Origin of the sequence: Sinomonas sp. R1AF57 (assembly GCF_002224485.1) — a bacterium.
GTDB classification, from domain to species: Bacteria; Actinomycetota; Actinomycetes; order Actinomycetales; family Micrococcaceae; genus Sinomonas; species Sinomonas flava.
Genome location: NZ_CP022463.1, coordinates 3,719,472 through 3,733,042 on the forward strand (window position 1 = coordinate 3,719,472; position 13,571 = coordinate 3,733,042).

General features: G+C 70.6%; 14 protein-coding genes. 7 read left to right on the plus strand and 7 right to left on the minus strand.

Going from position 1 to position 13,571, the window contains the following annotated elements; genetic code table 11:
• Positions 1-69: 69 nt before the first annotated feature.
• Both CGQ25_RS17195 and CGQ25_RS17200 read right to left on the minus strand, forming a co-directional pair.
• Positions 70-561, minus strand: coding sequence for an SRPBCC family protein (locus CGQ25_RS17195; RefSeq protein ID WP_208711024.1), 492 nt, complete (start codon positions 559-561; stop codon positions 70-72).
• Positions 558-935 (minus strand): helix-turn-helix transcriptional regulator, encoded by a 378-nt coding sequence (locus tag CGQ25_RS17200; RefSeq protein ID WP_208711025.1) that lies wholly within the window; start codon positions 933-935, stop codon positions 558-560. Before CGQ25_RS17200 ends, CGQ25_RS17195 begins: the two co-directional genes overlap by 4 nt.
• A 410-nt stretch (positions 936-1,345) precedes the next feature.
• Here CGQ25_RS17200 and CGQ25_RS17205 point away from each other — a divergent pair, with 410 nt between their 5' ends.
• The 3 genes from CGQ25_RS17205 to CGQ25_RS17215 all read left to right on the plus strand — a co-directional run bounded on the left by CGQ25_RS17205 (position 1,346) and on the right by CGQ25_RS17215 (position 4,606).
• Positions 1,346-2,173, plus strand: a complete 828-nt coding sequence (locus tag CGQ25_RS17205) for a polysaccharide deacetylase family protein (RefSeq protein ID WP_255405414.1) — start codon at positions 1,346-1,348, stop codon at positions 2,171-2,173.
• Positions 2,174-2,234: 61 nt separating this feature from the next.
• Entirely contained in the window at positions 2,235-3,632 is a 1,398-nt protein-coding gene (locus CGQ25_RS17210) for a bifunctional pirin family protein/GNAT family N-acetyltransferase (RefSeq protein ID WP_208711026.1), read from the plus strand.
• Positions 3,633-3,817: 185 nt separating this feature from the next.
• The gene (locus tag CGQ25_RS17215; protein WP_255405415.1) at positions 3,818-4,606 is read left to right on the plus strand and encodes an SDR family oxidoreductase; all 789 of its coding nucleotides are present in this window, start codon (positions 3,818-3,820) and stop codon (positions 4,604-4,606) included.
• A 72-nt stretch (positions 4,607-4,678) separates the two neighbouring features.
• On the opposite strand, the gene CGQ25_RS17220 is transcribed toward CGQ25_RS17215, so the two are convergent.
• From CGQ25_RS17220 to CGQ25_RS17230, 3 genes are all read right to left on the minus strand, one after another.
• The gene (locus CGQ25_RS17220) at positions 4,679-6,175 is read right to left on the minus strand and encodes a DHA2 family efflux MFS transporter permease subunit (protein WP_255405416.1); all 1,497 of its coding nucleotides are present in this window, start codon (positions 6,173-6,175) and stop codon (positions 4,679-4,681) included.
• Between the two features lie 140 nt (positions 6,176-6,315).
• Positions 6,316-7,905 carry an ABC transporter permease gene (locus tag CGQ25_RS17225; RefSeq protein ID WP_208711027.1) on the minus strand — a complete coding sequence of 530 codons (1,590 nt, stop codon included), beginning with the start codon at positions 7,903-7,905 and terminating at the stop codon, positions 6,316-6,318.
• The gene (locus CGQ25_RS17230; protein WP_208711028.1) at positions 7,905-8,915 is read right to left on the minus strand and encodes an ABC transporter ATP-binding protein; all 1,011 of its coding nucleotides are present in this window, start codon (positions 8,913-8,915) and stop codon (positions 7,905-7,907) included. The genes CGQ25_RS17225 and CGQ25_RS17230 overlap by 1 nt, the downstream gene beginning before the upstream one ends.
• Before the next feature lie 1,302 nt (positions 8,916-10,217).
• On the opposite strand from CGQ25_RS17230, the gene CGQ25_RS17235 reads away from it, so the two are divergent.
• Positions 10,218-10,712: a uracil-DNA glycosylase gene (locus CGQ25_RS17235; protein WP_369802333.1), complete on the plus strand. Its 495-nt coding sequence runs from the start codon at positions 10,218-10,220 to the stop codon at positions 10,710-10,712.
• 71 nt (positions 10,713-10,783) lie between these two features.
• On the opposite strand, the gene CGQ25_RS17240 is transcribed toward CGQ25_RS17235, so the two are convergent.
• Complete coding sequence (locus tag CGQ25_RS17240; RefSeq protein ID WP_208711029.1) at positions 10,784-10,930, minus strand: hypothetical protein; 147 nt, start codon at positions 10,928-10,930, stop codon at positions 10,784-10,786.
• 65 nt (positions 10,931-10,995) lie between these two features.
• On the opposite strand from CGQ25_RS17240, the gene CGQ25_RS17245 reads away from it, so the two are divergent.
• On the plus strand, positions 10,996-11,409 hold the full coding sequence (locus CGQ25_RS17245) for an RNA-binding S4 domain-containing protein (protein WP_208711030.1): 414 nt from the start codon (positions 10,996-10,998) through the stop codon (positions 11,407-11,409).
• Positions 11,410-11,428: 19 nt separating this feature from the next.
• Here the strand turns inward: CGQ25_RS17245 and CGQ25_RS17250 are convergent, their stop codons facing one another.
• Positions 11,429-11,713 carry a hypothetical protein gene (locus tag CGQ25_RS17250; protein WP_222703676.1) on the minus strand — a complete coding sequence of 95 codons (285 nt, stop codon included), beginning with the start codon at positions 11,711-11,713 and terminating at the stop codon, positions 11,429-11,431.
• Positions 11,714-11,824: 111 nt separating this feature from the next.
• On the opposite strand from CGQ25_RS17250, the gene CGQ25_RS17255 reads away from it, so the two are divergent.
• Positions 11,825-12,631, plus strand: a complete 807-nt coding sequence (locus CGQ25_RS17255) for a histidine phosphatase family protein (RefSeq protein ID WP_255405418.1) — start codon at positions 11,825-11,827, stop codon at positions 12,629-12,631.
• The gene (locus CGQ25_RS17260) at positions 12,615-13,568 is read left to right on the plus strand and encodes an ADP/ATP-dependent (S)-NAD(P)H-hydrate dehydratase (protein WP_208711031.1); all 954 of its coding nucleotides are present in this window, start codon (positions 12,615-12,617) and stop codon (positions 13,566-13,568) included. The genes CGQ25_RS17255 and CGQ25_RS17260 overlap by 17 nt, the downstream gene beginning before the upstream one ends.
• Positions 13,569-13,571 lie beyond the last annotated feature (3 nt).

Genomic DNA, 13,571 nt, shown 5'->3' on the forward strand with positions numbered 1-13,571 from the left:
TGGGGACAACTTTGCCCCCGACCCTGTGGACGGCTGTGGACCGAGCCGGGACCCGGGAATCGGGTCTGTTCAGAGGGCGCCGTCCGCCAGCAGCGCGTCGAGCTTCGCGTAGCCTTCCGTGACGCCGCCCTCCATCCCGGCGGCGAGCATCGCGTCGCGGTCCTCCACGGACTCGTAGGTCGAATGGATCTCCAGCCGGCAGCGGCCTCCCGGCAGGTCCGTGAACGTGCTCGTGTCCATCTCGACGTGTCCGGGCGCGCCCTCGAACTCGAACGTCATGACGACGCGGCTGGGTTCGACGACCTCGTGGAAGGAGCCGCGGAAGGCGTACTCCCCTCCGGACGGGTCCCGCTGGACGAAGCGGTAGGAGCCTCCGGTGCGCGCCTCCATGTGCTCGATGACCGTCTCTAGCCGGTCGGGGCCGATCCATTGGGCGAAGAGCTCCGGATCGCAGTGGGCGCGGAAGACGCGTTCCCGCGGTGCGTCGAACTCCCGGACGATGTCGATGTAGGGCGAGCCTGCGTCCGCCCGAATGTCGGTGGTGTTGGTGGTGGTGGTCATGGCTGGTTTCCTTCCTCGGCGGCCAGGAGGGCGTCGAGGCGGCGGTACTTCTCCTCGGTCCGATCCCGGTACGCCTCGATCCACAGGGCGAGGGGGCCGAATGCGCTGGGTTCCAGATGGCAGGGGCGGCGCTGCGCGTCGCGCCTGCGGGTGATGAGGCCAGCGTCCTCGAGCACCTTGAGGTGCTTGGACACGGCCTGGAGGGTCACGGTGAACGGCTCGGCCAGTTCGTTCACGGTCGCGTCGCCATGGGCGAGCCGTGCCACGAGCTTCCGCCGCAGCGGATCGGACAGCGCCGCGAAGGCGCGGTTGAGCTGGTCCTCGTCCGCGGCTGCAGTCTCCAGGTCCGCGGAAGCGGGAGTCGACGAAGCCATGGCGTTCCTCCGGTCTGCCGTCCGTCCCTTCCCCGAAAGGGGGGACGGACGATGCGGTGCAGTCAACTGCAATCAACTTATCCGTTGATCAACCTTCTGGTTGAATACTTCGACGGTACGCCTCGCATCCCCCGGCGGTCAAGCGTCAATCCACAGGACTTATCCACAGTGTGCGTAACTTACATCCCTGTAGTTCACCGGACTCCGTGCCGCGGATGGCGGGATGCTGGAGCGCACGCTGCCCACCGGCCCAGGTTTTCCCCAGCTGTGGACAACCTTGGGCATAACCCCTGTTGGAAAGTGGACAACGCTGTGGGAACAGCGGGGCATGGCTTGACGGAGGAAAGCCCGGGCACTGACCTATGATCAGCACAAAGCCGCCGCTGGGCGGCGTGGAGAAGGAGGCAGCGGTGGACGCACCGCGCGTGAGTCGGCGGGCACTCCTCGCGGGCCTGGCCGGGATGATCGGCGCTGCAGCCGCCGGCTGCGACGACATCGCCCCGGCGGCGTTGTCCGATGGAGATTCCGGGGGGAGTACTCCCTCTGCGGGAACCGCCACGCCGACCCCGTCCCCCACCCCCACGCCGTCGCCCACCTCCACGCCAACCCCCACACGGCCGCGCTTCGTCTCCGACTACACGATCCCGCCGGTCCAAGGCGGGCTCGCCCCCGTCATCACGCGAGTGGCGACGAGCCAGCCGGTCGTCTTCCTCACGATTGACGACGGCGCCGTGAAGCATCCCGAGTCCCTGGCACTGCTCACCCAGTACGACTACCCGGCGACCCTGTTCCTCGCGAAGTCGGCCATGGGCGACAACCCCGGGTTCTTCACGGATTTCCAGAAGACCGGCGACCGCATCCAGGACCACACCCTCAGCCACGACACGTCTATGAGCACCAAGGCATATGCCTACCAGCTGGGCGAGATCAAGGGGATGAAGGACTACATCGCCGCGACCTACGGCGTCGCGCCGACCCTCTTCCGGCCACCCGGCGGAGCGTACTCGAGCACGATGCGGAAGGCGGTGGCGGACGCCGGGCTCAAGGCGATCATCCACTGGGAGACGAAGGCGAACGCCGGCAAGATGGACTACCAGTACGGAAATGCGCTGCGCCCCGGGGACATCGTGCTCATGCACTTCCGCGAGGAGTTCGCCGCGGACCTGGCGGCCTTCCGCGCCGCCCATCTCGCCGCCGGACTCACCGTGGTCCGGCTCGAGGACTTCATCGGCGCCTAGGGGCAGGGGCCCTGCTCTTTGTCGGCGCCCCGGCGTAGGCTCTGGCCATGAAGGTGCGGCCATGAGCAATCTTGAACTCGATCCCCCCGAGACCCTCTGCGCCGAGTCCCCGGCGCCGCCCGGCGTCGAGGTGATCGAGCCGCGCGATGTGCCCCTCGGCGGACCGCGCGCGATGCCGGTGCGCAGGACGCTGCCGTCGAAACAGCGCTCCTTGGTAGGTGCCTGGTGCTTCCTCGACCACTACGGCCCCGACGACGTCTCGACCACGGGCGGCATGCGTGTACCGCCACACCCCCACACCGGCCTGCAGACCGTCAGCTGGCTCTTCACGGGCGAGATCGAGCACCGGGACAGCGCGGGGCACCAGGCGATGGTCAGGCCCGGCGAGCTCAATCTGATGACGGCCGGACGGGGCATCAACCACTCCGAGTACTCCACCCCATCCACCACCGTCCTGCACGGCGTGCAGCTGTGGACCGCCCTCCCCGAACCCTTCCGGAACGCTGCGCCGGGCTTCGAGCGCTACGTGCCGCGCGCCGTCGTGCTCGAGGCCGACGACGGGGCGCGGCTCGGCGAGCTGCGGGTCTTCCTCGGCGAGCTCCACGGTTCTGCCTCCCCGGTGCTGACCTACAGCGCGATCCTCGGCGCCGAGCTCGTCCTCGAACCCGGTGCCGCCGTGGACTTCGCGGTCGAGCCCGAGTTCGAGCACGCGGTCCTACCCGACGGCGGCGACGCCGAGGTGGACGGCGAGCGGATCGCGGGCGCCCACCTCGCCTACCTCTCCCCCGGGCGCGCCCGCCTCCGCCTCCGCAACCCGGGCCGGGTGCCGCTGCGCGCGGTGATCCTCGGAGGGCCTCCCTTCGGCGAGGAGATCACGATGTGGTGGAACTTCGTCGGCCGCTCGCACGAGGAGATCGTCGCGTACCGATCCGCGTGGAACGCCCAGATCGGGGTCGAGGCGGCGGCAGTCGGCGAGGACGACGCCGCCCGGTTCGCCCCGGTCGTGGGCCTCACCGGCGGCGAGGGGCCCCTCCCGGCTCCCCCACTTCCCCACGTGAGGCTGAGACCGCGTCCGAGCGCGCGCACCGGCAGCGCGCAGACAGAAAGGAATCCCATGACCGCAGTGCAGGACACGCCTGAGGAATCGACCGCCGCCCGTCATGCCGCCCACTTCGTCCACGCCGAGCAGCGTCACCGCTACGAGGTGCACGTGGGCGAGGCGACGGTCGGGTTTGCCCAGTACCGGCTCAAGGAGGAGGGCGCGGTCGTGGCGTTCGACCACACCGAGGTCAGCGACGGCTACTCGGGGCTGGGGCTCGCGAGCCGCCTCGTGACCTTCGCCCTAGACGATGTGCGGTCCAAGGGACAGCGCATCCGCCCCTACTGCCCCTATGTGCGCGCCTTCCTCAAGCGGCACCCGGAGTACCAGGACCTTGTGGTCGACGGGTTCGAGGGCTGAGCTCGCTCCCCCGGGTCCTCTGTCCACACCCTTGTCCACCGCGTGGATAACTTACAGCGGTGTTCTTCACGGTGACCAGCCGGTATCCACGGGTTTTCCCACAGTCTGTGGATAACTTTCCCCCGGAAGTGCACAGTCTGTGGAGGGTCCGGCGTCTGGCGCAGAGTGGCGCCTAGCATGGGCGGATGGCCGAGATGCAGGGCGCGATGGAGGGGACGGGCAGGCCGCTGGCGCTCGTGACGGGGGTCGGCAGGGCCGTGGGGATCGGCGCGGGCATCGCCCGCGAGCTCGCACGCCAGGGCTGGGACCTCGCCTTGTCGTACTACTCCCCCTACGACGCGCGCATGCCGTGGGGCGTCCAGACGCACGACGTCGGCCGGCTCGCCGCGGAGCTCGAGCTGCTGGGCGCTGCCGTATCAGTCGTCGAGGCGGACCTGACCGACCCCGGCGTCCCCGCCCGGCTGCTGTCAGATGCGGGGGCGGGGCGGCCGGTCCGCGCGATGGTCCTGAGCCACGCCGAGTCCGTGGACTCGGGGATCCTGACGACGAGCACGGAGTCCTTCGACAGACACGTCGCGGTCAACGCGAGGGCGTCCTGGCTCCTCGTGAAGGCCTTCGCGGAGCAGTTCCCGCCCGAGCTCGCGGGTCTGGGCCGGATCGTCGCGCTGACCTCGGACCACACGGTGCACAACCTCCCGTACGGAGCCAGCAAGGGAGCGCTCGACAGGATCGTGCTGGCCGCGGCCCGGGAACTCGCACCTCTCGGCATCGCCGCGAACGCCGTGAACCCCGGACCCGTGGACACCGGGTGGATGGACGAGGACACTCGCCGCGCGCTGACCGCGAGGCAGCCGTGGGGACGGCTCGGCACCGCGGCCGACGTGGGCGGCGTCGTGGGTTTCCTGCTGAGCGAGGCCGGCGGCTGGGTCAACGGCCAGCTCCTCCATGCGGACGGCGGCTTCTCGGCACCCTGACGTATTCCATCTATGGAATGTTCAGGTCCTGTATTCCAGAGAGCGAGTATGCCGAGACGGGAATGTCGGTTCTCAGCCCCGTGGGGTGGTTTCCGCTGGAGTCTCGGTGGTGACCTCGGCATCTGGTCCCGCTGCCGGGCTGCCGTGATCGTCCTCGAGTGACGGGCGGTTGCGCAGGAAGGCTGCGAGGACCACCGCCGCCGCACCGGCAGCGCCGGCGACGAGGAAGGCGGCACGGAAGCCGGCCATCGCCGCGTCCGCAGAAGGAAGCGTGCTCGCCGCCGAGTGCGCCGTGCTGGCCATGACTGCCACGAGGAGCGCCGTCCCCGCCGCCCCGGCCACCTGCTGGAGCGTGCTCAGGATTGCCGATCCATGGCTGTAGAGGCGGCGTGGGAGCGGGTTGAGGCCGCTCGTGAAGGTCGGGGTGAACAGGAGCGCGAGTCCCAGCGACATCACGACGTGCAGGCCGAGGACGAGCCACACTGAGGTGTCCGGGGCGAGGAAGCTGAACGCGAACAGCACCGCCGTGATGAGCGAGGTCCCCGTGAGCGTCAGCGGCAGGGGCCCGACGCGGTCGAACCACTTCCCCACCGTGGGGGCCAGGAGCCCCATCACGAGGCCGCCCGGCAGGAGCAGGAGGCCGGTGGACAGGGTGTCGAGCCCGCGCAGCTGCTGGAGGTACAGCGGCAGGAGGATCACCATGCCGAACAGCGCCATCATGCCCACCATCAGCAGTGCGGTCGCGATGGTGTACATGGGATGTGCGAAGGCCCGCAGGTCCAGCAGCGGCGAGCCGGACTTCTGCAGCGCAAGCTGCCGCAGGACGAAAGCTGCTAGGGCCACGGCCCCAACCACGAGCGGCAGCACCGGTCCCGGCCCGCCGGATCCTTCGCCGCCCAGCTGGCTGAGGCCGTACACGACTCCGCCGAACGCGGGCACGCTCAGGACCACCGAGAGGAGGTCGAGGCGTGGCTTCTCCCCCTCCGGGGCGCCCCGCAGCTTGGAGGCGCCGAACACGAGCGCCGCGACGGCGATCGGGAGGACCGTGAGGAACATGAAGCGCCAGGAGAAGAATTGGAGGATGAGGCCTGACAGGGTGGGTCCCACGGCGGGTGCCACCGAGATCACGATGCTCACGGTCCCCATGACCTGGCCCCGGCGCGCGACCGGGATGAGGGTCAGCACGCTCGTCATGAGCAGCGGCATCATGATCGCGGTGCCCGAGGCCTGCACGACGCGGGCGAGGAGCAGGACGCCGAATCCGGGGGCGAGGGCTGCGAGCAGCGTGCCCGCACTGAAGAGGCCCATCGCGAGGAGGTAGACCGTGCGGGTGGTCAGGCGCTGCAGCACGAAGCCTGTGGTGGGGATGACCACCGACATGGTCAGCATGAACGCGGTCGCGAGCCACTGGACCGTCGAGGCGTCCACGCTGAGCTCCGCCATGAGGCGCGGCAGGGCCACGTTCATGATCGTCTCGTTGAGGATGACGACGAATGCGGCGATGACGAGGACCGTGACGACGACTCGGTTCTCGCGGCTGATCTCATGCTTCGGGGGTGCGGAAGGCAAGGGTGCTCCTGGAAGGGTGGTTCAGGACGGCGTTTGAGACGTACAACTGCGCCAGATGCCGGGCGATTCCCGCGCGCAGATGATTGGAGGACCATTCTTCCAGAATCTGGGCTAATCCACACTCGGGAGCGGGGCCTGGTTCACGCACCCCTGATGTTCCGTGCCCGATACCCCGCGAAGCCCACCGCGACCAGGGCACCGGTGATGGCGAGGATCCACCACACCGGCGCCCACTCGGCGTCGGGCGCGGTGACGCGGGGGATGACGTGGAACGGGCTGGTGTTCAGCAGCCAGTCCGGCGCTTTCAGCAGCGGTCCGAACAGGGTCAGGACGAGCCAGTACACGACGAGGAGCCACGCGATCCAGCGCAGCGTGGGGAACGCACCGACGAACGCGAGCCCGACGGCGGCGGTGAGCCACAGCGCCGGCACGGCCGCAAGGGCCTGGCGGGCGACGTCGCCGACCTCGACCTGCGCGCCCGTCGACGCCGCGGTGACGGCGAGCACGACGCCGCCGGTCGACATGGTCACAGCCGGCGCCACGAGTGCCACCGCGGTCGCGGGGGCGAAGTGGCCCTGCCGGGAGAGGCCGGTCGAGAGGAGCCAGTCGGCGTGCCCCTCGTCCTCCTCGGCGGTGAAGCGGGCAGCGATCTGGATCCCGAAGGTGCCGCCGGCCAAGGCCAGCATGAGCAGCAGCATCGAGACGAAGGTGAGCGTGAGGTCGGCCTCGGTGGTGTCCCGGGCGGCGAGGAGCTGGCGGACGAAGGTGTTGCGCTCGTAGAAGTCGCGCATGGTCCCGGTCACCAGGCCGAAGACGAAGCCGAGGAACACGAAGGTCGCGAGCCAGATGAGCGTCGGGGCGCGGTTGAGCGTGGCCGTGTGGCCCCAGATCCCAGCCCTCCACCGCGCAGGCCCGGGCCGCTGCCCCACGAGGCCGCCGCCGAAGTCGCGCTGCCTCGACAGCAGGCCTCCGACCACGGCGGTCACGAGCCCGGCTGCCAGGAGGAGGACGAACGGGAGCACATTGCGCTCACTCGCGGGCCTGATGAGCTCGCCCCAGCCCATCGGGTTCGTCCACAGCATCCACTCGCTGTCCGCGAGGGTGTCCGAGACGCCGCGCAGGACATAGCTGACCACGAGGACTCCCGCCGCGAGGGTGTTGGCCGTCCGTGACCAGGAACCGATCTGCGACGTCACGGCAGCCACGCCGGCGAACGCCACTCCCATGCCGCCGATGAGGCTGCCGAGCGCGAACGCCTCGGCCGTCCGCGCGCCGGAGGCGACGAGGGTCCCCGCGACGATGAGGGCCACTGCCGCCGAGGCGAGCCAGGCCAGGAGGACCGCCGCGGCGAGCCGTGCGTGCGGGCCCACGGCCCCCGAGTCGACGAGCTCGGCCTGCCCCGAGTCCTCGGCGGCGCGGGCGTGCCGGGTCACCGCGAAGACGGCCATCAGGGCGGCGAAGAACATGGCGAAGACCTGCATGCGCCAGACCGTGAAGCCGAACGGGTCGTCGAGGTGGTGCGCGGGGCCGATGAGGAGCGTGAACGCCGGGTTGGTGCTCAGCGTCTGCTCGAGTTCCTTGGCCTCCTGCCGGGTGGCGAACACCGTGGAGTAGCTGTTGTACACGGTGGCGGGGAAGAACGCGATGATCAGGATCCACGGCGCGAGCTTGAACCGGTCGGTCCGCAGCCCGAGGAGCAGCAGCCGCCACGTTCCCGTGAAGGCCGTCATCACTCCCCCTCGTCGGGCGGGTGACCGCGGTGCCGGCCGTGCGCACGACGCCGCGCCGCGCCGTCGTGCGTCTCCTCGCCACGCGCGGGGCTCCGGCCGGCGGTGCCCTCGTCGGGCGGGATCCGCTCGCCGTAGTGCTGGAGGAAGAGGTCCTCGAGGCTGGGCGGCGTCACGGTGAGCGCCCGGACGCCGTGGGCGGCGAGGGCGTTCATGGCGGGGCCGAGGCCGTCGGAGTCGACGCTGAAGCGGACCCGGTGGTCCTCGACGTGCAGGTCCCGGAGGCCGGGGACGCGGGAGAGGGCGGCGGCGTGCGTGGACGCGTCGTCGAGGGTCGCAGCGACGTTGGTGCGGGCATGGGTCCGCATCTGCTCGAGGGTCCCCGTCTCGACGACCCTGCCCTGGCGGATGATGCTGATCCGGTCGGCGAGGGCTTCGACCTCGGAGAGGATGTGGCTCGAGAGCAGGACGCTGCGCCCGGCAGCCTTCTCGCGCCGGATCTCCTCGCGGAACAGGGCCTCCATGAGCGGGTCGAGGCCGGCAGTCGGCTCGTCCAGGATGAGCAGCTCGGCTCGGGAGGACAGCGCCGCGACGATCGCCACCTTCTGCCGGTTCCCCTTCGAGTACGTGCGGCCGCGCTTGCTCGGGTCGAGCTCGAACGTCTCGATGAGCTCGGCCCGCCGTGCCTCGTCGAGGCCGCCGCGGAGCCTTCCGAGCAGGTCGATGGCCTGGCCGCCGGTGAGGGAAGGCCAGAGGCTCACGTCGCCGGGGACGTAGGCCACGCGGCGGTGCAGCCGGACGACGTCGCGCCACGGGTCTCCGCCGAGGAGTTCGACGCGCCCCGCGTCGGCGCGGAGGAGGCCGAGGAGCACCCGGAGGGTCGTGGACTTCCCGGCGCCGTTGGGACCGAGGAAGCCGAGGACCTCGCCTTCGCGGACCTCGAGGTCCAGGCCGTCGAGGGCGCGGAAGGAGCCGAAGGCCTTGACCAGGCCGACGATCGTCACGGCGCTCATGGTGCGATCGTAGGCCTGGCGCGGGCCCGCGGGGAGGTACCGGGGGCGCGCCGGTGCCGGGCGTCCCCGCGCGTCCCACGCGACACGCCCGGGTCGTTGCGACACGCCGCATTCTGCGGGGCTCAGCCCGTCGCGAGGTGGGCCCGACGGCGCGGGTGTGGGGGCGTGCGGGGACTGCAGGGACGGGGGCTCGGCGGCGTGACGCTCGGCACGGATGAACGATGGGGGAACCGAACGGCAACGGCGGCTTGCTAAGCTCTTAAAGCTCCGCCCGCTCCAGGGCTGCGAGCCGCCCCCTGAACAGACCGGAACGGTCGCGCGCCAGCGTGCCCGCTGCCGGCCCGCGCCCGAGAAGAGGAGACCCCGCCCCTCATGACCGCACTGGCCGAGCCCGACTACTACGACGACTTCGACTCCGACTTCCGCTCCGAGCTGGATTCCAAGTACGAGGAGGGGTTCGGCTTCAGCCCGCAGCTCGATGACGAGGACGAGGACGACGGCTTCGACGACCTGTTCGAGAACATCTTCGACGACGAGGATGACGACGAGCCGGTCAAGCCCAAGGCCGCGCCGAAGAAGGCGACGGCAAAGGCGAGTGCGGTCTCGAGCGCGACGGCCGGCGCCACCGCGAAGAAGACCGTCAGCTCGAAGTCCGCGCCGAAGGCTTCCGAGGTGGTCGTGACGACGATCGCCGAGCGCCGCGCAGCCCTCGCGGCGCGGGCAGCTACGCCGGTGCGCGACGCGGAGGCGGACGACGACGACCTCGACCGGCCGCTGAGTGCTGCGCCGGCCGCTGCGGTCGCGGAAGAGGCGCTTGAGGTTGTGGAGGAGGCCCCGGCTGTTGGTGAGGCCGCGCCGGCCGAGGACCCGGTGGCTCTGCGATTGGTTCCGTCCCTGGTTCAGACCGCTGTGGCCGAGGCCCGTGCCGCTGCTGAGCAGGCCCGGGCTGCCGCCGACGCCGCTGCTGCCGCCGCGAAGAAGGCCGTGACGGAAGCTGTCGCCAAGGCCGCTGCCGCGAAGGCTGCCGCCGCGGAGGCCTCCGCGGCCGAGCACGCCGCGCAGGCTGCGCTTGCTGCGTCGGCGGACGCTGAGGAGGCCGCCGTTCGGGCCGCCGCGGAGCTTGAGCTCGCGCGCGCTTCGGCGCCGGAGGGGGTGACTTCGGCTGCGGTGGGGGTGACCTCGGCTGCGGTGGGGGTGACCTCGGCGGATCCGAACTTTGCCCCGCACATCGCGCCCGTGAACCAGCACGTCGAGTTCCTCCGCAAGCTCCGCCCGGGCCTCGAGGTCCCGTACGTCGACCCCATGCACTCCGTGGACGAGTGCCGGATCGTGAGCCTCTTCTCCAACACCGGCGAGGCGAGCCCGAACGGCTACGTCTGGGCTGGCGACGACGCCGCGGCCACCCGCCTCCTCGGCCTGCAGTACCAGCTCGGCCTGCGGCCGGAGTGGATCATGCCGTGGAACGCATACCCCTGGTTCACCCCCGGCGAGGCGAACGGCAAGCTCACCCCCGAGCAGCTGCACGCCGGCCTCAAGCCGCTGCTGACGTTCCTCAAGACGGTGCCGCGCGTGTCCGCGATCGTCGCCCACGGAACCGAGGCCAACCGCCTCGCCCAGATGCTCCTCAAGACCGACAACCCGCTCATCTGGCGGCGCGGCCTCAAGGTCTACAAGGCCCGCGCCCTGCATGGCCGCGCGTTCGCCGGGTCGAAGGAGCGCCAGACCGAGTGGCTCATCGACATGGGACGCGCGTACGCCGACGCGATGGCCCGCGCCGGCCTCAAGGCCGGGCGCTAAGCACCTCAGACACACGAAAGCGGACGACGGCGGCCTCCCGGCCGGCGTCGTCCGCTTCGGTCTGCGCGGTGCTACTTGCTGCGCGGCTTGCGCAGGTGCGACACCGGATCGGAGTCGAGGGCGACGGCCTTCTTGGCCTTCTTCGCCGCGCGCTGCTCCTTGATGGTCTTGGACGGTTTCTTGTGGGTTTCGGGCTGGTGAGGCTGCTTGTCAGGCATGTCTGAGCTCCTTTGATCATCCCCCCGATGTTCACGAAGGATACGCCGGTAAGATGCTGGGCACCATGCCCCCTTCGCCTGCTCCTGCATCGTCCAGATCCTCGCCCCCCGCAGCTGTGAGGGTCGACTCTTGGCTCTGGGCCATCCGCGCCTTCAAGACCCGCTCCGCCGCGACGGCTGCATGCCGCGCCGGACATGTACGGCTCAATGGCAACCCGGTGAAGGCCTCACAGACCGTCGTGCCGGGCGACACGATCCGCCTCCGGGAGGCGGGATTCGAGCGGATCCTCGAGGTCCACGTGCTCATCGTCAAGCGCGTCGGGGCCGAGGCAGCGTCCAAGTGCTACACCGACCACACCCCAGAGCGGCCGCCGGTGCCGTTCCTCGGCCTGCCGCAGCGCGACCGCGGCGCCGGGCGGCCCACCAAGAAGGACCGCCGCGAGATGGAGCGGCTGCGGGGGGAGAGCCGCGGGAGCTAGCGGGATCCTGCTCGGCCGTCTACGTGGCCTTCGGTTGCTTGCCCATCGAGTGGAAGAGCTGGGTGGAGGACAGGGCGTTGAAGGGCATCGGGATGTTGTGTTCAAGGCCCTTGAGGTGGGCGGCCTTGAGGTCCTTCAGGAGCACCGCCAGTGCCGTGTCCGCGGTCCATTCGGAGACGGAGTCCCAGTTCCGGGCGACCCAGCTGTCCCCGGTGCTGACCTTGAACAGGTTCAGCAGCTCGTCCTGCGGCAGGGCGTAGTGCGCTCCGAACGCGAGCCCACCCGCACGGACATGACCCCTCAACCCCGCCCGGGATGAGGGGTCATGTCCCTGCGCGTACGTTATTCTCCGGTGCCCTCTGGGTAGGCCTTTGCTGTGTTCCGGCATCCGGCAGGGCAAGGACGGGGTGGTTTCGTGAAGGAGACGTCAGCCAACAGGGACTCGACCACCGACGACGGCCTGACCGAGGCCGTCCAGGAGGCCGGGGCGGTCGAGCTGCTGCTGATCCGGCACGGCGAGAGCGAGGGCAACGTCGCGGCCACAGAAGCGCGTGAGGCCGGCGTGGAGGTCATCGACGTCCCCGCCCGCGATGCAGACGTCGACCTCTCGGGCACCGGCCGGGACCAGGCCAAGGCGCTGGGCACGGCCCTGAGCCGGATCGTCGCGGACCTCCGCCCGGACGCCGTCGTGTCCTCCCCCTACGCGCGGGCCCGCCAGACGGCCGAGATAGCGGTAGAGACAGCGGGATGGCCGCTGCAGGTGCGCACAGACGAGCGGCTGCGCGACCGCGAGCTCGGCATCCTGGACCGGCTCACCCGCTTGGGCGTGGAGAACCGCTACCCCGAGGAGTCCGAGCGGCGGGCATGGCTGGGCAAGCTCTACTATCGGCCGCCGGGAGGCGAGTCCTGGGCGGACGTGGCCCTGCGGCTGCGATCCGTGCTTGCGGAGCTGAACAATCTGGGCATGGGACACCGGGTGATGCTCGTGTGCCATGACGCCGTGATCATGCTGTTCCGCTACGTGCTGGAAGGCCTCAGCGAAAGGGAACTGCTGGACCTGGCGGCCACCGAGACCATCCTCAACGCCTCCATGACCCGGTTCGTCCGCCCCTCCGGCGTCGGGCCGTGGACGCTGGAGAGCTTCAACGTGGCCGACCACCTGACGGAGCAGGGCGTCGCCGTCACTGAGCACGGGGGAGACACCAGTGCCCGGCCGCACTGATCCCTCCGGCGCCACCCCGGTGACGCCGTCGCTCCTGCGGGAGTGGCCGCTCCCGGCCCCGGGCCATGACAAGTACTCGCGCGGGTCCGTCCTGGTGATCGGCGGAGCACGGGCCACCCCCGGCGCGGCGCTGCTTGCCGGAGTCGCAGCCCTGCGCGCAGGAGCAGGCAAGCTCACTTTGGCGGTGGCCGAATCGGTGGCCCCGCAGCTGGGGGTGGCGCTGCCCGAGTGCGGCTCGATTGGCCTGCCGGAAACCGCGGAGGGCTCGGTCAGGCCCGAGCTGGACCGGATCTCCTCCTACCTGGACGGTGCAGACACGATCCTGGTGGGTCCCGGGCTGGACGACCCCGACCTTGCCGCGCAGCTGCTCGTCGCGCTCCTCGAACGCGAGACCGATGGTGGCGACCGGCCCCGTGGAGACCGGCCCGGCGGCGACGCTGGCGGGCGGGGAGGGCCCGCCGTCGTCCTCGATGCCTACGCCCTGAGCGCCCTCGCGCCGCTCGAGGACCGCCTGGACCCCTGGCGTGGCAGGCTGATCCTCACGCCGAACACCAAGGAGGCGGCGGTCCTGCTGGGCCGCGACGTGGACCACCTGGAAAAGGACCTGGCCGAGATCTCCCGCAGATTCGACGCCGTGGTCAGCTGCCACAGTCTCATCGCCCAGCCGTCTGGGCTGGATCCAGAGGAACCGGAGCTGTGGCAGGTCACAACCGGCTACGGCGGCCTGGGCACCTCCGGCAGCGGGGACGTCCTGGCCGGCGCGATCGCCGGGCTCCGGGCGCGGGGAGCCAGCAGCGTGCAGGCGGCCTGCTGGGGCACCCACCTCCACGCCTCCGCGGGCGACCGGCTGGCCAGCAGGCTCGGTCCCCTCGGGTTCCTCGCCCGCGAACTCGCCGACGAGTTGCCGGCCCTCATGCTGGAATTCAGCGTGGGGTGACGC

Excerpts from the sequence above, each read along its gene's own strand:
- CGQ25_RS17195 (WP_208711024.1), bottom strand. The coding sequence starts at position 561 with ATGACCACCACCACCAACACCACCGACATTCGGGCGGACGCAGGCTCG.
- CGQ25_RS17200 (WP_208711025.1), bottom strand. The coding sequence starts at position 935 with ATGGCTTCGTCGACTCCCGCTTCCGCGGACCTGGAGACTGCAGCCGCG.
- CGQ25_RS17210 (WP_208711026.1), top strand. The coding sequence starts at position 2,235 with ATGAGCAATCTTGAACTCGATCCCCCCGAGACCCTCTGCGCCGAGTCC.
- CGQ25_RS17215 (WP_255405415.1), top strand. The coding sequence starts at position 3,818 with ATGGCCGAGATGCAGGGCGCGATGGAGGGGACGGGCAGGCCGCTGGCG.
- CGQ25_RS17225 (WP_208711027.1), bottom strand. The coding sequence starts at position 7,905 with ATGACGGCCTTCACGGGAACGTGGCGGCTGCTGCTCCTCGGGCTGCGG.
- CGQ25_RS17230 (WP_208711028.1), bottom strand. The coding sequence starts at position 8,915 with ATGAGCGCCGTGACGATCGTCGGCCTGGTCAAGGCCTTCGGCTCCTTC.
- CGQ25_RS17235 (WP_369802333.1), top strand. The coding sequence starts at position 10,218 with ATGCACTCCGTGGACGAGTGCCGGATCGTGAGCCTCTTCTCCAACACC.
- CGQ25_RS17240 (WP_208711029.1), bottom strand. The coding sequence starts at position 10,930 with ATGCCTGACAAGCAGCCTCACCAGCCCGAAACCCACAAGAAACCGTCC.
- CGQ25_RS17245 (WP_208711030.1), top strand. The coding sequence starts at position 10,996 with ATGCCCCCTTCGCCTGCTCCTGCATCGTCCAGATCCTCGCCCCCCGCA.